Source organism: Azospirillum thiophilum (genome assembly GCF_001305595.1).
Lineage (GTDB): Bacteria > Pseudomonadota > Alphaproteobacteria > Azospirillales > Azospirillaceae > Azospirillum > Azospirillum thiophilum.
This window is the reverse complement of record NZ_CP012402.1, coordinates 358,244-377,109: the sequence shown is the minus strand read 5'-3', so window position 1 is coordinate 377,109 and position 18,866 is coordinate 358,244. Positions and strand designations below refer to the sequence as shown.

At 69.0% G+C, this 18,866-nt stretch carries 14 protein-coding genes; 4 read left to right on the top strand and 10 right to left on the bottom strand.

The window, feature by feature from the left end; translation table 11 throughout:
- Positions 1 to 34: 34 nt before the first annotated feature.
- The 7 genes from AL072_RS15540 to AL072_RS15510 form a co-directional block, all read right to left on the bottom strand.
- Entirely contained in the window at positions 35 to 1,132 is a 1,098-nt protein-coding gene (locus AL072_RS15540; protein WP_045586237.1) for an extracellular solute-binding protein, read from the bottom strand.
- A 196-nt stretch (positions 1,133 to 1,328) separates the two neighbouring features.
- Complete coding sequence (locus tag AL072_RS15535) at positions 1,329 to 2,894, bottom strand: GDL motif peptide-associated radical SAM/SPASM maturase (protein WP_045586236.1); 1,566 nt, start codon at positions 2,892 to 2,894, stop codon at positions 1,329 to 1,331.
- A gap of 140 nt (positions 2,895 to 3,034) precedes the next feature.
- Complete coding sequence (locus AL072_RS15530; protein WP_045586235.1) at positions 3,035 to 3,232, bottom strand: DUF1843 domain-containing protein; 198 nt, start codon at positions 3,230 to 3,232, stop codon at positions 3,035 to 3,037.
- Positions 3,233 to 3,296: 64 nt separating this feature from the next.
- Positions 3,297 to 3,494, bottom strand: a complete 198-nt coding sequence (locus AL072_RS15525) for a DUF1843 domain-containing protein (protein ID WP_045586234.1) — start codon at positions 3,492 to 3,494, stop codon at positions 3,297 to 3,299.
- A 446-nt stretch (positions 3,495 to 3,940) separates the two neighbouring features.
- Positions 3,941 to 4,315, bottom strand: a complete 375-nt coding sequence (locus tag AL072_RS15520; RefSeq protein ID WP_045586233.1) for an EamA family transporter — start codon at positions 4,313 to 4,315, stop codon at positions 3,941 to 3,943.
- A 54-nt stretch (positions 4,316 to 4,369) separates the two neighbouring features.
- Positions 4,370 to 7,258 carry a UbiA family prenyltransferase gene (locus AL072_RS35325; protein WP_082109439.1) on the bottom strand — a complete coding sequence of 963 codons (2,889 nt, stop codon included), beginning with the start codon at positions 7,256 to 7,258 and terminating at the stop codon, positions 4,370 to 4,372.
- Positions 7,259 to 7,874: 616 nt separating this feature from the next.
- The gene (locus AL072_RS15510) at positions 7,875 to 9,218 is read right to left on the bottom strand and encodes a glutamine synthetase family protein (protein ID WP_045586232.1); all 1,344 of its coding nucleotides are present in this window, start codon (positions 9,216 to 9,218) and stop codon (positions 7,875 to 7,877) included.
- A gap of 168 nt (positions 9,219 to 9,386) precedes the next feature.
- On the opposite strand from AL072_RS15510, the gene AL072_RS15505 reads away from it, so the two are divergent.
- Entirely contained in the window at positions 9,387 to 10,667 is a 1,281-nt protein-coding gene (locus tag AL072_RS15505) for an NAD(P)/FAD-dependent oxidoreductase (protein WP_045586231.1), read from the top strand.
- Between the two features lie 60 nt (positions 10,668 to 10,727).
- A complete protein-coding gene (locus tag AL072_RS15500; protein WP_045586299.1) occupies positions 10,728 to 11,771 on the top strand; it encodes a hypothetical protein in 1,044 nt (347 codons plus the stop codon).
- A 154-nt stretch (positions 11,772 to 11,925) separates the two neighbouring features.
- On the opposite strand, the gene smc is transcribed toward AL072_RS15500, so the two are convergent.
- The 3 genes from smc to AL072_RS15485 form a co-directional block, all read right to left on the bottom strand.
- On the bottom strand, positions 11,926 to 15,387 hold the full coding sequence (gene smc / locus AL072_RS15495) for a chromosome segregation protein SMC (RefSeq protein WP_045586230.1): 3,462 nt from the start codon (positions 15,385 to 15,387) through the stop codon (positions 11,926 to 11,928).
- A gap of 188 nt (positions 15,388 to 15,575) precedes the next feature.
- Complete coding sequence (locus AL072_RS15490) at positions 15,576 to 16,238, bottom strand: DsbA family protein (RefSeq protein WP_245636878.1); 663 nt, start codon at positions 16,236 to 16,238, stop codon at positions 15,576 to 15,578.
- A gap of 79 nt (positions 16,239 to 16,317) precedes the next feature.
- Complete coding sequence (locus tag AL072_RS15485; protein ID WP_045586228.1) at positions 16,318 to 16,800, bottom strand: DUF721 domain-containing protein; 483 nt, start codon at positions 16,798 to 16,800, stop codon at positions 16,318 to 16,320.
- Positions 16,801 to 16,991: 191 nt separating this feature from the next.
- On the opposite strand from AL072_RS15485, the gene mutY reads away from it, so the two are divergent.
- Positions 16,992 to 18,080 (top strand): A/G-specific adenine glycosylase, encoded by a 1,089-nt coding sequence (gene mutY / locus AL072_RS15480; RefSeq protein ID WP_045586298.1) that lies wholly within the window; start codon positions 16,992 to 16,994, stop codon positions 18,078 to 18,080.
- A gap of 19 nt (positions 18,081 to 18,099) precedes the next feature.
- The gene (locus AL072_RS15475; protein ID WP_045586227.1) at positions 18,100 to 18,840 is read left to right on the top strand and encodes a DUF1194 domain-containing protein; all 741 of its coding nucleotides are present in this window, start codon (positions 18,100 to 18,102) and stop codon (positions 18,838 to 18,840) included.
- The last annotated feature ends 26 nt before the right edge of the window (positions 18,841 to 18,866 follow it).

Here is an 18,866-nt window from a genome sequence, read left to right as displayed (position 1 = left end):
GTCGGCGCGCTGGCGGGCGCCTCACGGGATCGGCTTACTTGCCGGTCTTGACCTTGGTCCACACACGGGTGCGGGCGCGGTCGGTGGCCTGCTTGATCTGCTTCAGCGAGAACAGCTTCAGCGTGCTGTCGGCCGGCAGGAAGATGCCGGGGTTCGACTTGATGTCGTCGGCGACCATCGGCAGCGAGCCCGGCACGGCGTTGGCGTAGCTGACCTTGTTGGAGATGTTGGCCATGTTGGCCGGGTCGAGCACGAAATTGATGAACTGGTACGCCCCGTCCTTGTTGGGCGCGTCGGCCGGCACCGCCAGCGTGTCCCACCAGACCTGGACGCCCTCCTTGGGGGTGACGTATTCGACCTTGGCGCTCTTGGCTTCCTCGGCGCGGGCGGCGCCCTGGATGGCGTCGCCGTTGTAGGCCATCACGACGCAGGCGTCGCCGCCGGCCAGGATGTTGATGTTCTCGCCGGTCACGAACCGCTTGATGTAGGGGCGGACCGCCATCAGCGTCTTTTCGACCTTCTCCAGATCCTCCTTCTTCTCGGAGTTCGGGTCGAGGCCGAGATAGTTCAGCACCGACGGGATGACGTCGATGGCCGAATCCATCACGGTGATGCCGCAGGCCGCGACCTTCTTCGCCACGTCGGGCTTGAAGATCAGGTCCCAGCTGTCGAGCGCCACGTCGGGGGCGACCGCCCTGATCTTTTCCGGGATGATGGCGATGCCGACGGTGCCGCCGAGATAGGGCACGGAGAACTTGTTGCCGGGATCGGAATTTTCCAGCAGCTTCAGGACCTTGGGGTCGATGTTCTTGTAGTTGGGGATCTTCGACTTGTCGAGCGGCCCCACCACCTTGGCCTGGATCAGGCGCGACAGCGTCGGCTCGGCGGTCGGGACGATGACGTCGTAGCCCGACTTGCCGACGAGCACCTTCTGCTCCAGCAACTCCAGACTGTCATACAGGTCGACCCTCGTCTCAGCGCCCGTGGCCTTGGTGAAGTCGGCGAGGGTCGTTTCACCCAGATAATCGTTCCAGATGTAGATGTTGACCGGCTTCTTGGACTGGGCCAGCGCCGGCCCGGCGATGGCGACCGCCGCGACCGCGCCGATGAGGCTGAGAGCGAGTTTTTTCATGGTTTGCCCCGACCTGTTCGTTTCTGTTGCGGGTGCCGCTTCATCCCCACGGCGAACCCTGAGCGCGGGCGCTATTGCACCCACGCCCGGGCGCGTTGTCAACGGTCTGGGTCCGGTCGGGGGCGCAGATTCGCTTCGGCCCCAGCGCCTTGGCGGGAATGGCGAAAGTCGCCATGGGACAGGCCGGGCGCAACGGTCAGGACGGCGATACGGCCCCGGCCACCGTGGACGCTTCCTTGACAGCTTCCTTGGCCGCCGCCTTCGCTGCCCTGGCTTCGTCCAGCAGGCGCTGGGTCTCGCGGATCAGGGCACGGCGGCGGGCACTGTCGATGTCGTGGCGGGCCGCCGCCGCCGCAACGTCGGCGCCGCAATGGGGGCAGTCGGTCTCGTGCGGCCAGATATACTGGTTGCAGGAGCGGCAGAGCGTCAGGCTGGGCGGCACCACGCCGCCTTCCGCCGACCGCTCGCAACTGTGGCGATGCACCTTGGCCGGGTCGCGCTCGGGCAGGCCGGGCGAATCCGCGCCGGGAATCGGCTCGGTGATCAGGGCGAATTCGCCGATGGCGAAGGCCTCCTTCGGGGCGTCCTTGATCTTCACCACCCGCTCGCGCAGGCCGTGCTTGGCAAGGTCGAGCACCCGGTAATGGCAGTAGGGATTGTTGCCGCGCTTGCCCAGCAGCGATTCGGAGGTCCAGGTGCAGCCGGCCCGGCAGGCGTCGGCATAATAGCAGGTCCGGCAATAGCCCCACAGCTCGTCGACCGAGCGGGTGCGGGCGAAGGCCATGCGGTCGGACAGGCGCCAGATGTCCTCCAGCGTCATGTCGCGGATGTTGCCGGAGGCATAGAGCGAGGTCGCCAGCGACGGGCAGCCCTTGATCGTGCCGTCGGCCTCGATGCCGATGCCGGTCTGGCCGGCCGAACAGCCGCTCCAATGCTGCGATTCGTCGCCGAAGCCGCGCCACAGCCGCTCGTACGGGCCGTAATAGCCGACATTGTTGCCCATCACCAGCAGCAGCCCGCGGTCCAGACCCTCGCGGTAGAGCCGGGCCAGCAGCGGCATCACCTCGATCAGCCGGTGGGGCTGGAGGATCAGGTCGGGATTGTCCACCGCATTGCCCATGGCGACGGTGAACTGGATCTGCCAGTGGGTCGCCCCCGCCTCGATGATGGCATCCATGATCGCCGGCAGATGGTCCGGGGTTTCCGGGCCGATCTGGGTGTTGGCAGACACCGCCAGACCGCGCGCCTTGGCCCGGCGCAGGGCGCCGATGGCCTGCTCGTAGGATCCCGGAACGCCGCGGACGCGGTCGTGCAGCTCGGGCATGCCGTCGATGGACACGCCGATGGCCTGCAGCCCGGCCTCCGCCGCGGCATCGATGCGGGCGTCGGTCAGGTTGCGCGCGCCGGTCTGCATCGAGGTGCGCATGCCGTGGCTGCGGCAGCGCCGGACGATCTCAAGCCAGTCCCGGCGCAGATAAGCCTCGCCGCCGATCAGCGAAATCTCGCGGGTGCCCAGCGCCGCCAGCCGGTCGACGAGGTCCAGCGCCTCCCCGGTGTCCAGCTCGTCCGGGCGGGGGCGGCCGGCGCGCGAGCCGCAATGCTGGCATTTCAGGTTGCAGGCAAGCGTGATCTCCCACACCACATGGACGGGAACCAGCCGGCGGTAATCCTCCGCGTCGCAGAAGCGTGCCGGGACATGGTCCTGCGGCAGCTCTTCGGACGGCGAGCGGGCGGGAACGAGGCCGGGAATCGTCTGGTCCATGATGCCGGGATCCTTGGGTCTGCGGGCTGCGGTCTGCGGTCTGCAGTCAGCGAAATATGCGGGCTGCGAAATCAGCATCGGCGGGTGGAGGACGCGCCGCCCCGCCGGAACGGAGTCCGGCGGAGCGGGCACATGTCGGATCAGCCGGCGGCGGCTTCGGCCTTGGCGATCTCGACCTTCAGCAGCTGCAGCGCGGTCGGGATGTCGCCATAGGCGGTCAGAACCTCTTCGGCCTGGGACTGGAGGGTCTTCATCTGGGCGAGATCGCCCTTGGCGATCGCGTCGGTGATGGTGGCCATGTACATCGGATAATGCGGGAAGCGGGCCAGTTCGGACATCTTTCAAGTCTCCTGTCGGTGGAACGCGGGTTGGGAACGGAGTGCGGAACCGGTATGGCCGGCCTCAGGCGGAGGCTTCGGCCTTGGCGATCTCGATCTTCAGATGCTGCAGCAGCCGCCCGACGTCGCCGTACTGGGCCAGATGCTCTTCGGCCGCCGCGGCGACCTCCTTCATCTTCGCGAGATCGCCGGTCGAAATGGCCTCGACAATGGCCGGACCATAGGGGCGGACGGACGTCTTGTTCTGGGGCTCGGTGCTCATCGGCGGACGACTCCTCGGCAGTGTGGGATCGACATTGGGGGATGCGGGTGGTGATGAGGACGGCGGCCGACCGCGACCGCGCGGACGCAAAAGCCCGCACGGGAGACGTCGCGGCCGGCAAAGGAAATCCTTTTCCCGGATGACGGCCCACCGGCCGGCAGCCGGGCTGCCTGTCGCTAAAAATTGTGTCATGTAGTATTTTTGCTCGCGAATATGCTGTCAGTTATACCCACCGAACATTTCCGGTCAATGCCCGAATCATGACATTCCATTTTGAATTTGAAAGATTCGACGGCACAGAACGTTGCCATATCATGGTATTCACTCAAATACAGCCAGTCGTGTGCCGATAATATTGACGCACTGCAAAAAAGAAGGCGCCGCGACTATTGTCACGGCGCCGTCATATTCAGGGATACGGGGTGCGGGAGCGGGATTTTATCCTGTCAACTCTGTGCGGTCAGCACCACACCCAGAACCACCAGCAGCGTGCCGACCAGCCGGACCGGCGTCAGGGTCTCGCCCAACAGCAGCACGCCGAGCGCCAGCGTGACCAGGAAGCCCAGCCCGACGAAAGGATAGGCCATGGTGACGTCGACCTTGGCCAGCACCGCCAGCCACACCACCATCCCCAGCCCATAGCAGGCGAGCCCGGTCAGGATATGCGGCGTGGCGACCACCGACAGGGCGATGCGCCCCGCCTCCCCGGCCGCCAGCGCGGTCGAGACCTGGGGGCTGGACATGCCGATCTTCAGGGAAATCTGCGCCAGGGCCGACAGGGTGACGCTCAGCAGGATCAATCCGACGATGCCGATGGGCATGGGGACTCCGGAATGAAGGGGGCGGGATGAAGGGGGAAGGAACGGCTGTCGGGCTCAGGCCCGGCCGAGGGCGAGCGCGACGGCACAGACCAGGCCGATGGCGATGCTCCACTTGTCGCGGGCGGCGAAGACCACCGGGTCGTCATGCATCAGCCCGCGGTGGGTCTGCAGCCACACCCGCCCGATCCAGAAGAGCAGCAGCGGGCAGACGATCCACAGCGCCTCGGGCCGGCCATAGACGCGGCCGACCTCCGGGCTGTTGATGTAGAGCGCCATCACCAGCACCGACAGGAAGCCGGCGGACACGCCGATGGATTGCAGCACCGGCATGTCGGCGGTGAGGTAACCGCGGCCCTCCGCCTGCCCCAGCCCGAGCTTCACCATGCTGTCCATCTCGGAATAGCGCTTCACCATCGCCAGGCTGAGGAACAGGAACATCGAGAAGGCCAGCAGCCAGAAGGACGGGACGATGGCCGTCGCGGTGGCGCCGCCCAGCACGCGCAGCGAATAGAGCCCGGCCAGCAGCATCACGTCCCAGATGACCCGGTTCTTGGCGAACAGGTTGTAGAACAGCGACGAGCCGGCATAAGCCGCCAGCGCCGCCAGGAACAGCGGCGGCAGGGCCAGCACCGCGACGGCGACGCTCGCCAGCAGCAGCCCCGGGATCAGCCACAGGCCGAGATCGAGCGGCAGTTCCCCCGAGGCGAAGGGCCGGCGGCACTTGCGCGGGTGGCGGCGGTCGGCCGGCAGGTCGAGCAGGTCGTTCAGCACATAGATGCTCGACGCGCACAGGCCGAAGGCGAGGAAGGCCGCCGCCGCCTGCAGGGTCGGCCCGACCTCGCCCAGCTTGTTGCCGGCCAGCAGCGGCACGAAGACCAGCAGGTTCTTCAGCCACTGGTGCAGGCGCAGCGCCCGCAGGATCAGCAGCAGGCGCGGCCGGCCCGGCGTGACGATGGTCTCCAGCGGGCAGAGCGTCGCGGCATGGCGGATCACGGCGGACGAGGCGTTCACCGCCACGCCGCGGCGGGCGGCGCGCCAGATCGCGAAATCGGCCTCGTCGTTGCCCATGTAGTCGAAGACGCCCGACGGCACCTGCGCCCGGATGGCCTCGCACTTGCGCCCGGCCTTCAGGTTGACGCCGTCGTTGCTGGCCAGCACCTGGTCGAACAGGCCGAGATGCCGGGCGATGGCATCGGCGTAGCGATGGTGCGCGGCGGTGGCCAGCACCAGCCGGCGGCCCCGGCTGCGCTCCGCCTCCAGCCGTTCCAGGACGGCGGGGTTGTAGACCAGGGAGGCCGGGTCGATCTCCACCCGCCGGGCCAGCTCGGCCTTCAGCCGCGCCTTGCCCCCGGCCAGCCAGAGCGGGACCAGCAGCGCCGCCCAGGGCTGCGCCTTGATCAGGCCGAACAGCGATTCGTACAGCAGGTCGGTCTTCAGCAGCGTGCCGTCGAGGTCGACGAACAAGGGCGGCTCCCCGGCGGCGGTGGGCTCCGCGGGAGCGGCGAGGGTGGCAGGGGTGAGCGTGGTGGCGGTGAGGGTGGAGGGAGTGAGGTCGGCGGCGCCGGCCTCGGTCCCGCTCCACGGCGCCAGGGCCGCGCGGTCGTGCCAGCCAGCCAGACGGTGCAGCAGCGCCAGCAGCATCAGCGTGGCGATGAACAGGTAGGATTGCAGGACGTTCAACGGTGTGTCGGCGAGCGCGTTGACCGGCTGGAACAGCAGGTTGCCGGCGAGGAAATAGGCGACCGCCAACACGGCGGCCAGCAGGGCGGGCGCGGGCGCCGAACGCCGCGCCCCCGGCTCCATCAGGATCAGGAAGGCCAGCGCGAAGGCCGGCAGCAGGATGCCGAAATGATGAACCCAGGCGACCGGCGAGCCGACGGTGAAGCAGACGCCGGCGACGGTGAAGGCGACGATCCGTTCCGCCCCGCGGTCACGGCGCCGCCACAACAGGCCGAAAGCGACGAAGGCGAGGCCGGAGATCTGGGTCGCGAGATGGACCGCCGGATGGTAGGGGGCGAAGGAGTCCGCCGACCAGTCGAGGTTGTTGCCGTTGTGCAGCAACCGGTTGACCAGCCCGTTGACGGTCTGGTTGACATGATAGCTCTCGCCATGCCGGCCGATGAACAGCAGCACGTCGAGATAGTCGACCATCGGCGCGAAGCCGTAGAGCAGCGTCGCCAGCGCCACACCCGGCACCACGACGGCGGCCCAGCCCGTCGCCATCCGCCAGTCGCCGCGCACCAGCGCCCAGGCCAGGAACAGCGACATCTGCGGCTTCATCAGGGAGGACGCGCCCAGGAGCGCGCCGCACAGCATCCGCCGGTCGCGCAGCAGCGCGATGCAGGCGAAGACGAAGGCGGCGTTCAGCCAGACCTGGACCTGCCCCAGCGAGAAGGCCTTCAGCACCGGGTAGAAGCACAAGGTCGCGGCGAAGCCGAAGCCGCCCAGCAGCAGTTGGGTCGTCCGGTCGTCGCGGGCACCGGGCAGCCGCAGCCAGGCCGCCATCTCCAGCACCAGGATCGCCATGCCGGCCGCCGTCGCCAGCACGAGCAGCAGGTTGATCCGCGAGAAGGCGTGGAGGTCCAGCACCCCCAGCGCCTTCATCGCCTCCAGCGGCAACAGCGAGGTCACCGGATACTGGAACTTGACGTGCTGCTTGAAGAAGACCCCGTCATAGACATTCTCGCCGGGGCGCTCGTGCAGCCAATCCAGCGCCGCGATCATCGGATCCCAGGAATCGACCGGGATCAGGTCGGGATTCTCCAGCACGACCAGATTCTGGATGTCGGTCAGGTTGCTGGCATGGCCGCCGCGATGCAGGACCAGCCCCAGCAGGCCGGTGGTCAGCACGATGAACATCAATGCGGCGACGACGCTGCGCTGGACCCGACCGACGCTGTGCAGGCGTGTTCGAAGGGACGGGATCGCAGGTTGCATGCTCATGCTTGGCCATCCATCGGTTGCGTCTGACAAGGTGCTTTGCCGCCGGCCGCGGGGTCCGGCAGGACGGTCGGAGGCACACCGCGGCGGCTGCCGCCGTGAACCGCCATGGCCCAGGAAAAGACGATCCGTCGTCTTGACCATTTTCAAAGGAGATAACAAATAGAGCGCGCGCGAAACCCGACCCCCGGACCGGGCCGCCTTTTGCCATCTTCGAATATGTTTGGAAAATACACTGTAATTTTACTTGGACCGTCTTCGATTCCGGTACGCCGGCGGTCATAATGGTGTTAGCGGAGATCTTGCGTTTTTATGCTTGGCGCCAACGAAGGGGCGGCGCGGATGGGGATGGATGCGGCACCGGCCCATCGGACGGCCTGGGCGGGCGCACCCGTATGGGTAGGGCGATCGGCGGATACCGTCACGGCCAGCGCAGCCGTTCCGCCCGATCGAGGTGCATCGGCAGGAAAGCCGGCAAACGGGGCGTCGGCCGGTGCGAAGCGCTAAACGGCCGGCAGGTGGCCCGGCACCGGACGCGTGCAGGAGCCGGGGACCGGAAACGTAAAAGGGCGGCCCGCGGGTCTCCCCACGGGCCGCCCCTCGGTGGAAGCCGCCGGGATCAGACGTTCAGCAGCAGGTTTTCCCGTTCCCAGGAGCTGATGACCCGGTTGTAGGCCTCGTACTCCGTCTGCTTCACGCAGGTGACGGCGTCGATGAAGCGTTCGCCGAGGATTTCCTTCAAGGGCTTGCAGGCGTTGAACTTGGTCAGCGCCTCCGACTGGTGGCGCGGCAGGGTGAAGGCGAGGCGATAGGCGGAGCCCTTGATCGGGTCGTTCGGTTCCAGCCCCTGGGTCATGCCGATATAGCCGCAGGCGAGCGACGCGGCGATGGCGAGATAGGGGTTCGCGTCCGCCCCGGCGACCCGGTTCTCCACCCGGCGGGCGTCGGGCTGCGACACCGGCACGCGCAGGCCGGTGGTGCGGTTGTCGCGGCCCCAATGCACGTTGATCGGCGCATCGGAGTTGGGAACCAGCCGGCGGTAGCTGTTGACGTTGGGCGCCAGCAGCGGCATGGCATAGGGCAGGTATTTCTGCAGCCCGGCGATGTGCGACATGAACAGGTCGCTGTCGGTGCCGTCGGGGTTGGAGAACAGGTTGCGACCGGTGGCGACATCGACCACCGACTGGTGGACATGCATGGCGCTGCCGGGTTCGCCCTGCATCGGCTTGGCCATGAAGGTGGCATAGATCTGGTGGCGGATCGCCGCCTCGCGCGCCGTGCGCTTGAACAGGAAGGCCTGGTCGGCCAGTTCCAGCGCGTCGCCGTGGTTGAAGTTGATCTCGATCTGCGCGGCGCCGGCCTCGTGGGTCAGGGTGTCGATGTCGATGTCCTGCTTCTCGCAGAAATCATAGACCGCCTCGAAGATCGGGTCGAACTCGTTGACGGCATCGATGCCGAAGGCCTGCCGGCCGCTTTCCATCCGGCCGTTGCGCCCGACCGGCGGAACCAGGGGATAGTCGGGATCCTTGTTGACCTGGACCAGGAAGAATTCCAGTTCCGGCGCCACCATCGGCTTCCAGCCGCGCTCCTCGTACAGCGCCAGCACGCGCTTCAGGACATGGCGGGGCGAGACGTCGACCGGCCGGCCGTCGGCATAGACGCAGTCGGTGATGACCTGCGCCGTCGGCTCGTTGTACCAGGGCACGAAGCGGATCGTGCGCTCGTCCGGGATCATGTAGATGTCGGAATTCTCGTCCGACGTGATGTCCTCGTCGTCGGGGAACTCGCCGGTCACGGTCTGGACGAAGATCGCCTCGGGCAGGCGCAGGCCGCGGTCGCGCAGGATGCGGAGGAATTTTTCGGCGGGGACGATCTTGCCCCGCGCAATGCCCGACATGTCGGGCACAAGGCATTCGACTTCGGTGATTCGGTTCTTCTTGATGAAGTCTTCCATAAAACCCATGGGTATGGCGGACCGCTCCGGGCGATGGGCAGCCCCCTCCGTGCTGTGAACGACAGCGACACTATGACGCCCTTCGCGCGGCCCGCGCCAGTGGGTTCAGCATGACGGTCCGGTGAAATTTCCGCCTTACCGTTGACCTGCCCCATCGGCCGGGACTTAACTGCGGCCATGCCGAAAGCGACCTACCTGAACAGCTGGTACGCGGCCTCCGCCGCCCCACGCCCCGACCGCCCGATCCTGGAGGGCGAGACCGCCTGCGACGTCTGCATCGTCGGCGGCGGCTACACCGGCCTGACCGCGGCGCTGGAACTGGCCGAACGCGGCTTCGGCGTCGTGCTGCTGGAGGCGGAACGCTGCGGCTGGGGCGCATCGGGCCGCAACGGCGGCCAGATCATCACCGGCTACAACAAACCGATGGCGACCATCGAGGGCTGGGTCGGCAAGGAGGACGCGCGCCACCTGTGGGACTTCGGCGAGGAGGCCAAGGCACAGCTGGCGGAGCGGGTGGAGCGCCACGCCATCGCCTGCGACCTGAAATGGGGCTTCGCCTTTGCGGCGCTGAAGCCGCGCCACATGCAGGACGTGACGGCGCTGGAGCGCGAGGTGCGCGACGGCTACGGCTATGGCCGGATCCATCGGCTCGACCGGGCCGGCATCCGCGGGCATGTCGGCAGCGACGCCTATATCGGCGGCCTGCTGGACGAGGGCAGCGGCCATCTGCACCCGCTGAACTACGCGCTGGGACTGGCCCGCGCCGCCGACGCCGCCGGGGTGCGCATCTTCGAGCACAGCCGCGCCATCGCCATCGACAGCGGCCCGGCGCCGCGGGTGGACACCGGGCGCGGGGGAGTGAGGGCGAAGCACCTGATCCTGGCCGGCAACGCCTATCTCGGCGGGCTGGCCCCCGCGCTGGACCGCCACATCATGCCGGTCGCGACCTATATGATCGCCACCGAACCGCTGGGGGAGGGGCGCGCCGCGTCGTTGCTGCCGACCGACATCGCGGTGTCGGACATGAAGTTCTCGCTGAATTATTTCCGCCGATCCGCCGACCACCGGCTGCTGTTCGGCGGCGGCGTCAGCTATTCCGGAGTCGACACGCCGGGCCTGAAGCAGGCGATGCGGCTGAAGATGCTGGCGGTCTATCCGGAGCTGCGCGACGCCGCCATCGAGTATTGCTGGGGCGGCCGGGTCGCCATCACCATGAACCGCATGCCGCATCTGGGCCGGCTGTCGCCGACCACGCTGTTCGCCCACGGCTATTCCGGCCATGGCGTGGCGCTGGCCGGCATGGCCGGCCGGGTGATGGCCGAGGCGATCGCCGGCACCGCCGGGCGGTTCGACGTGTTCGCCCGCGTCCCCCACCTGCCCTTCCCCGGCGGACGGCGCTTCCGCACGCCGGCCCTGGTCCTCGCAATGATGTGGTTCCGTTTGCGCGATCTGCTGTAGTCTGCACGGGCAATCCACTGCTGCAACCCACCGCCGAGTTCCGCCCCCGCCATGCCGCCCATGACCGACACCCCCGCCAGCGGCGAGCCTGCCACCTCCCCGGCCCCCGCCGTCGACCCTGCGGAGGCCTCGGTCGCGGACAAGGCGGCGAAGGAGAATGTGCTGGTCCAGCCGATGCGGGACACGCATTTCGACTTCCAGCACAAGGTCTTCAGCCTGCCCGGCGCCTTCTTCTGCCAGGAGCCCAACGGCAAGGAGGCGGTGCTGAACATCCTGCTGGGCGACCTGAAGGCGACGCTGGCCTTTCCCACCCTGCTCGAGTCCTTCCAGATCGAGGATGGCAGCCACGATGCCCGCCTGCTGGAGATCATCGAACAGGGGCTGGCCTTCGTGAAGCTGATCCGCCCCGGCGAGGAGATCCCCGGCGAACTGCTGGACGGCCGCGCCTCCTGGTCGGTGGACGACAAGCACCGCATCATCGCCAAGGGCCGGTTGACCGTGCAGATCGTCTCCTCCTTCACCGGCAGCGAGATGATCGTGTCCGACATCGACGAGCTGGAGCAGCTGGTCGAGGATCCCCAGACCAAGGAACGGATGTCGGCCGCCTTCGGGAAGATCGCCGAGCGGCTGAAGCTGACCAACAACGCGGAACAGTATCTGACCGACCGCGTCGACGATCTGGCGCAGGAACTGTCCTACATCGAGGCGCTGCGCGACCGCTTCAAGGACATCCGCCGCATCGAGCAGGCGATGGCCAAGCTCGCCACCATCTACCGCACCGACCGCACCTTCTGCAGCGAGCTGAACCGCATGCAGGGGCTGATCCGCAAGCCGCTGCGGGAATTCGACATGATCTTCGATCAGGCCGACGCCCAGACCGGCGACATCGTCGGCGCCCTGCGCAACTTCCACCCGACCATCCAGTTCATCCGCAAGATCCGCGACGACCTGCGCGCCAAGCTGCTGGAATGGGAGGATCTGCTGCGCGGCTGGGACGAGATCAGCATGGAGCGCTCGGCGAAGATCGAGCAGCTGCAGAAGCAGACCTACCGGTTCCTGGCCAGCCGCTACATCGAGACGACGGTGTGGAAGCGGGGGGGATGAGATTGGGGGGAGAGTTGGCTGCCGAATGCCCCCTCCCCAACCCTCCCCCGCTCTCAGCGGACCTACGGTCCGCCTGTCGCGTCAGCACAAACCGCAGGTTTGTGCGAGAGCTTCGCGGAAGAGGGGGGCAAGAGCTTTTCGCCCCACCCAGCTCTCACGCCACCCCGCGCAGTTCCTCCACCCCGGTCAGGTCGACGCTGACCAGTTGCGACACGCCGCGTTCGACCATGGTCACGCCGAACAGCCGGTCGACGCGGGCCATGGTCAGCCGGTGGTGGGTGATGATCAGGAAGCGGGTGTCGCCCTGGCGGGCGATGTCCTCGACCAGATCGCAGAAGCGGCCGACATTGGCCTCGTCCAGCGGGGCGTCGACCTCGTCCAGCACGCAGATCGGCGCCGGGTTCGACCGGAAGACGGCGAACAGCAGCGACAGGGCCGTCAGCGCCTGCTCGCCGCCCGACAGCAATGACAGGACCTGAAGCTTCTTGCCCGGCGGGCTGGCATAGATCTCCAGCCCGGCATTCAGCGGATCCTCGGCATTCACCAGCTCCAGATAGGCCTTGCCGCCGCCGAACAGGCGGGTGAACAGCTCCTGGAAGTCACGGTTGACGATGTCGAAGCTGGCGACGAGCCGCTCGCGCGCCTCGCGGTTCAGGCCGGAGATGCCCTGGCGCAGCCGGGCGATGGCGGCGGTCAGATCCTCGCGCTCGCCATGCAGGCCGCCGATCTGCGCCTCCAGCTCGGCCGCCTCAATCTCGGCACGCAGGTTGACCGGCCCCATGCCCTCGCGCTCGCGCGTCAGCTTGTCGAGCCGGGACTCCACCGCGCCGGGATCGGGCATCGGCTCGGCGGGGTCGAGGTCGGCGGCGGCGCGGGTGTCCTCCGGCCGGCAATCCAGCCGCTCGGCGATCCGCTCGGTCAGCGTGCGTTCCTGCTGGAGGGCGGCCGACACCGCCGCCTCGGCACGGGCGCGGGCCTCGCGGCCGTCGGCCAGCGCCGCTTCGGCATCGTGCAGCGACTGCTCGGTCCCGGCCAGCCGGGCCTCTGCATCGGCCAGCGCGTCGGCGGCACGCTTGCGCTCGCGCTCGGCCACGGCGATGCGGTCGAGCAGATCCTGCCGCTCCGCCGCGATCTCCGCCGGGCGGCCGGACAGCGTGGCGATCTCGCCTTCCGCCTCCCCGGCCCGCTGGCGCAGCTCCGCCACCCGGCCGCCGGCCCCGGCGGAGCGGGTGTCCCAGGAGGCGGTTTCGGCCTGGATCGCGGCCAGACGCTGGCGTCGCGCCTGCGCCTCGCGTGTCAGGCGATCGAGGGCGTTCTGCCGCTCGGCCAGCACGGCGCGGCGCTCGGCCAGCGCGGCACGCCGCTCGTTCACCCGCTCGCGCCCCTCGCGCGGGTCGGGCAAGGAGTCGAGCAGCTCCAGCATCTCGTCGCGGCGGGACGCCGCCTCGCGCTCGTCGGCGGCAAGGCGCTCCAGCGCCTCGACCAGGGCGGCGAGGCGGGAGGACGCGGCGTCGGCCTCGCGCGCCAGCTTGGCATGGCGGTCGCGCGCGGCGCCCACGGCGGCGAAGCCCTCGCGTACGGCGTCGCGGGCGCGGCGGTCGGCCTGGGCGGCATCCTCCACCGCCCGCCTGGCCGTCTCCAGCCCGTCGCGCGCCAGTTCCACCCGCTCCTCGGCAAGCTCCAGCTCGACGCGCAGCTCGGCCAGCCGGTTGCGCTGCTTCAGACGGATGGCGGCAGCGGTCGGCGCTCCGGCCTGCACCGTCAGCCCGTCCCAGCGCCATGCCCCGCCGTCGCGGCTGACCAGGATCTGCCCGGGCGCCAGCGCCGGTGCCAGAGCCGCCCCGGCGGCGGCATCGGCGACCACCCCGACATGGGACAGCGCGCGGGCGGCGGCAGACGGCCCCTCCACCCGCATCGACAGCGGCTCGGCCCCGCCGGGCAGCGGCGCGACGGCCTGATAGCCGGGCAGCGTGCGCCAATGCACCGGCGCGGCCTCGTCCAGCGGAGCGGTCAGCGCGTCGCCAAGGGCGGCGGCCAAGGCGCCCTCATAGCCGGGCGACACCGTCACCGCATCGACCAGCGGCGGGAAGGGCCCACCAGCCCCAGCCTCCAGCAATTCGGCCAGCGCCCGTTCCTCGGCGCGCAGCCGGGCACGGGCCGAGTCGGCGGCCGACAGCGCCTCCCGCGCCCGGGACTGCGCCGGCTCGGCATCCGCCTTGGCCTGCTCGGCGGCCTCTGCGGCGTCGCGGGCCTGCTCCAGCCGCTGTTCGGCAAGTTCGACCGCCAGTTCGGCCTCCGACAGGTCGGCGCGGGCGGCGATCTCGGCCTCCAGCGCGGCGCGCTGGGCCTGCTGCTCGGCCAGCCGCTTGCCAAGGGTGGCGGCACGATTCTCCAGGTCGGCGGCCTGGCGCTGGGTGGCGGCGCGGCGGGCCTCGTCGATGGCGACCGCCTCGGTCAAGCGGGTCAGCTCGCCGTCGAGTGCCTCGACCTGCTCGCGCGCATCGGCCAGCGCGTCGGCGGCGGCCTCCTCCAGCATCTCCTCGTCGGCCTGCGCCGCGGTCAGGCGGTCGCGCTCGGCCTCCAGCCGGGCCAGCGCCTCGCCGGCATCGGCGGCGAGCGCCTCCTCGCGGCCGAGATCGCCGGCGATCTGGCGCAGCCGGGCCTCCAGCGCCCGCTGCTGCTCGGCGACGCGCTTTTCCTCGGCGTCGAGCTGTTCGCGGGCGATCACCAGCCGCTGCAGCGCCGACGCCGCCCGCGCCTCGCCCTGGCGGATGTCGGGCAGGCCGGCGGCGGCCTCGGTCCGGCGGGCGGCCAGCTGGTTGACCGACAGCATGCGGTCGCGCACCTCGGCCTCGGCAGTGGTGAAGGCGGCATGGGCGCGGGCGCGCTCCTCCTGCGCGGCGAGCCAGCGCAGATGCCACAGCACCGCCTCGACCCTGCGGATCTGGTCGGACAGGTTGCGGTAGCGGGCGGCCTGCCGCGCCTGCTTCTTCAGGCTCTGCAGCTGGGTGTCCATCGCCCTGATCACGTCGTCGAGACGGGTCAGGTTGGTTTCCGCCCCCTTCAGCCGCAATTCGGCCTCGTGCCGGCGGGAATGCAGGCCGGTGATGCCGGCGGCCTCCTCCAGCAGGGCGCGGCGGTCCTGCGGCTTGGCCGAGATGATCTGCGCGACCTTGCCCTGGCTGACCAGCGCCGGGGAACCGGCACCCGACGCGTTGTCGGCGAACAGCAACTGCACGTCGCGCGCCCGCACCAGCTTGCCGTTGACCCGATAGTCGGAGCCGGAGCCGCGCTCGATCCGCCGGGTGATCTCGAGCTCGTCATGCTCGTTGAGGCCGGCCGGGGCGGTGCGCGAGCGGTTGTCGACCGCCAGCGTCACCTCGCCCAGATTGCGGGCCGGGCGGCTGGAGGTGCCGCCGAAGATGACGTCGTCCATGTCGTCGCCGCGCATGCGCTTGGCCGACGTCTCGCCCATCACCCAGCGCAGCGCCTCGACCAGATTGGACTTGCCGCAGCCGTTTGGACCGACGATGCCGGTCATGCCGGGTTCGATGACCAGCTCGGTGGCATCGACGAAAGACTTGAAGCCCGACAGGCGGAGACGCGTGAACTGCACTGGGATAGGAACCTTCGGTGTGCTTGGCTTTATGGGGTGACGGCGTTGGGTGACGGCTGCCCCCTCCCTAACCCTCCCCCGCTTCGCGGGAGAGGGGACTGCCGCCGCATCGCATAAGGCCCCCTCTCCCGCGAAGCGGGGGAGGGCCGGGGAGAGGGCAATAACTGATAAAAACCCTGCAAACAGCTTTACTTCAACAGCTTGTCGATCGCCTTGGAGAATTCCTCGAAGGACTGGGCGCCGTCGATGCGGGCCTTGCCGTCGTTCAGGATGAAGGTCGGGGTCGCCTCGACCTTGTGCTGGTTCTGGCCGGTCAGGCGGCTGTTCAGGATGGCGTCGGCCAGCTCCTTGCTGGCGAAGCAGGCGTCGATGGTCTCCTGGCTCATGCCCGCCAGCTTGCCGTACTGGGCCAGCGCCTTGGCCGGGTCGGACGCGCGGCTCCAGGTCGACTGGCTCTTGAACAGCACGTCGGTCAGCGGGTAGTAGCGCTCGGCCGGCGCGCAATGGGCCAGCATGCTGGCGCTCAACGCCGCCTGGTCGAAGGGGAAGTCGCGGAAGATCAGCTTGGCCTTGCCGGTGTCGATGTAGGCCTCCTTGATCTTCGGCAGCACGTCGACATGGAAACGGGCGCAGTGCGGGCAGGTCATCGACGAATAGTCGAGGATCGTCACCGGCGCCTTGGGGTCGCCGAGCACGCGGTCGGCCATCATCTCCGACACCGGAGGCAGGGTCGCCGCGGCCTGCACGGCCGACGGGGCCACGGTCAGGGCGGTGCCGAACGCGGCGGTGACGCCGACGGCCAGAAGACCGGCCAGCCCGAAATTCCTGCGTCCCATAATTTTGCGGTTCACTTTGCCCTCATCCCTACAAGATGTTGATGTATAGACAATGATGTCCCGGCGCGTCCAGCGCGGGGCCCGGAATTGCCCCTCACCCCCGCGGAGGAGGGGGTCTCTTCGGACGGGCCATCAGCGAGCGGCCGAAGCGTTCCAGCGTGGCGCGCAGCTCCTCATCCTCGACCGCCGCCGTGGTGGCGGTGATGCCGATCTCCTCGTCCGTCGTCAGCGCGCGCGGACGCACCACCGGGGACGGGCTGGACGGCAAGGCGGCATGGATCAGCTTGATCCTCGCCACCGCGCGATAGCCGAAGAAACCGTTGATGCGCTCGATGATCTGCGGCTCCAGATGCTGGAGTTCGAGCGCGATGGCCCCCATGGCGCGGATGTGCAGGGTCGCCTCCTCGCGCTTGCCGCGGGGAAAGCTGAGCTTGTCGGGGGCGGTGCGCAGCGACAGCTGCTGTCCGACGATGGACGGCCAGTCGGTGATCAGCGCGCCGAAGGCAAGCCCGCGCTTGCCCAGCACCTTGCCGGCGACGTCCGGCACGGATTGGCCGATGCGACGGGGTCCGTTCATGCTCTGCGATCGCTCCTGTGCGGTACCGCGGCCTTGGCGGCCGGGTCCGGGTCATGTGGGTTGACGGCACCCTAGCGCAAGCCCGGGCCGATGCCCAGCACCGGACCGGCTCGCCCAACCGGTTCGCCCAACCGGTTTGCGAGCCCCGCTCCCTTCCCCAGACGCTCCGGACCCTCTATTTCTTCCCGACCATGATTCCGAATTCCGACAATCGAGCCTCCCCGGCGCCAGACCCCGAGACAGCCGCCCGGCTGCTGCTGGACTGGTACGACCGCCACCGCCGCGACCTGCCCTGGCGCGCCGGACCGGACGAGACCGCCGACCCCTACCGGGTCTGGCTGTCGGAGATCATGCTGCAACAGACGACGGTCCCCGCCGCAGCCCCCTTCTTCCGCAATTTCACCGAACGCTGGCCGGCCGTGCGCGATCTGGCCGACGCGCCGCTGGACGACGTGCTGGTCGCCTGGGCCGGGCTCGGTTACTACGCGCGGGCACGCAACCTGCACAAATGCGCCCGCGTGGTGGCGGATGGGCATGATGGCCGTTTCCCGGACAACGAGGCGGCGCTGCTGGAGTTGCCGGGCATCGGCGCCTACACCGCGGCGGCCATCACCGCGATCGCCTTCGGCCGCAAGGCGACCGTGGTGGACGGCAATGTCGAGCGGGTGATCGCGCGCATCTTCGCGGTGGAGGAGCCGCTGCCCGGCGCCAAGCCCACCCTGCGGCGGCTGGCCGCCACCCTGACGCCCGATTTCCGCCCCGGCGACTATGCCCAGGCGATGATGGATCTGGGCGCGACCGTCTGCACCCCGCGCAAGCCCAAATGCATGCTGTGCCCCTGGGCGGCCCATTGCGAGGCGCGCGCCGCCGGCATCGCCGAGAACCTGCCGCGCAAGACCGCCAAGGCGGAGAAGCCGACCCGGCGCGGAGTCGCCTATTGGCTGCTGAACCCCGAGGGCGCCGTGCTGCTGCGGCGCCGGGCGGAGGAAGGGCTGCTGGGCGGCATGGCCGAGGTGCCGTCGACCGGCTGGGGACCGGAATTGCCCGGCGAGGCGGCGGTGACGGCGCAGCAGCCGCTTGCCGCCCGCTGGCGCCGGCTGCCCGGCCTGGTCCGCCATACATTCACCCATTTCCACCTGGAACTTGAGGTGGTCGCCGCACAGGCGGGCGCCGATTGGCGGCAGGCGGACGGCAATTGGGTGCCGCTCGACCGGCTGGGCGATCACGCGCTGCCGTCGGTGATGGTGAAGGTGGTGCGCCACGCCCTGGCGCATGTCTGACGATGGAATGAGTGCCGGAATGCCGCGTGCCGTCTTGTCCGCCCTGCTCGTGCTTCTGATGATGGCCGGTTCTTCGATGGGTGCCGCCGCCCGGGCGGCGGAAGCCGCCGGCAGCAAGACCCCAGGCGGGAAAGCCGGGGTGGCGCTGGTGCTGGCGCTCGACGGCTCGGCCTCCATCACCACCGGGGATCTGGAGTTCCAGCTGCAGGGCCACGCCGCCGCCTTCCGCGACCCGGCGGTGGCCGACGCGCTGGCATCGGCGGACGCCCTCGTGACGCTGGCGGCCTATTCCGGCCCGAACAGCCTGCGGGTGCTGATCCCCTGGACCCGGTTGGCGAAGCCGGAGGATGCCGGGCGGCTCGCCGGGCGCATCGACGCCCTGCCCCGCGGCTTCCAGGGCGACTCCACCGCCATCGGCAGCGCCATCGTCGAGGCAGCCAAACTGTTCGACCGTGGCGGCAAGGCGCCACGGCAGGTGATCGACCTGGTCTCCAACGGCTTTTCCAACGGCGGCATCGACCCGGCGGAGGCGCGCGACCGGGTGACCCGGCGCGGCATAATCATCAACGGCCTCGCCATCCTCGACGAGTTCCCCTGGCTGGAGGAGTATTTCGAGGAGAACGTCATCGGCGGCCCCGGCAGCTTCGTGAAGAGCGCCATGGACAAGGACAGTTTCGTCGCATCCCTGCGGCAGAAATTGATCCTTGAAATGGTGGCCCTGCCCGATCACATGCCAAGCCAAAGCGCCGCCGCGCCTTAGGCGGTCGAAAAAATAGCCGACGAAGT

What these genes read in the sequence shown, in the direction of transcription:
- AL072_RS15485 (WP_045586228.1), bottom strand. Translation starts at nt 16,800, where the DNA reads ATGAACGGACCCCGTCGCATCGGCCAATCCGTGCCGGACGTCGCCGGC.
- mutY (WP_045586298.1), top strand. Translation starts at nt 16,992, where the DNA reads ATGATTCCGAATTCCGACAATCGAGCCTCCCCGGCGCCAGACCCCGAG.
- AL072_RS15525 (WP_045586234.1), bottom strand. Translation starts at nt 3,494, where the DNA reads ATGAGCACCGAGCCCCAGAACAAGACGTCCGTCCGCCCCTATGGTCCG.
- AL072_RS15500 (WP_045586299.1), top strand. Translation starts at nt 10,728, where the DNA reads ATGACCGACACCCCCGCCAGCGGCGAGCCTGCCACCTCCCCGGCCCCC.
- AL072_RS35325 (WP_082109439.1), bottom strand. Translation starts at nt 7,258, where the DNA reads ATGAGCATGCAACCTGCGATCCCGTCCCTTCGAACACGCCTGCACAGC.
- AL072_RS15530 (WP_045586235.1), bottom strand. Translation starts at nt 3,232, where the DNA reads ATGTCCGAACTGGCCCGCTTCCCGCATTATCCGATGTACATGGCCACC.
- AL072_RS15475 (WP_045586227.1), top strand. Translation starts at nt 18,100, where the DNA reads ATGCCGCGTGCCGTCTTGTCCGCCCTGCTCGTGCTTCTGATGATGGCC.
- AL072_RS15520 (WP_045586233.1), bottom strand. Translation starts at nt 4,315, where the DNA reads ATGCCCATCGGCATCGTCGGATTGATCCTGCTGAGCGTCACCCTGTCG.
- AL072_RS15535 (WP_045586236.1), bottom strand. Translation starts at nt 2,894, where the DNA reads ATGGACCAGACGATTCCCGGCCTCGTTCCCGCCCGCTCGCCGTCCGAA.
- AL072_RS15540 (WP_045586237.1), bottom strand. Translation starts at nt 1,132, where the DNA reads ATGAAAAAACTCGCTCTCAGCCTCATCGGCGCGGTCGCGGCGGTCGCC.
- AL072_RS15505 (WP_045586231.1), top strand. Translation starts at nt 9,387, where the DNA reads ATGCCGAAAGCGACCTACCTGAACAGCTGGTACGCGGCCTCCGCCGCC.
- AL072_RS15510 (WP_045586232.1), bottom strand. Translation starts at nt 9,218, where the DNA reads ATGGGTTTTATGGAAGACTTCATCAAGAAGAACCGAATCACCGAAGTC.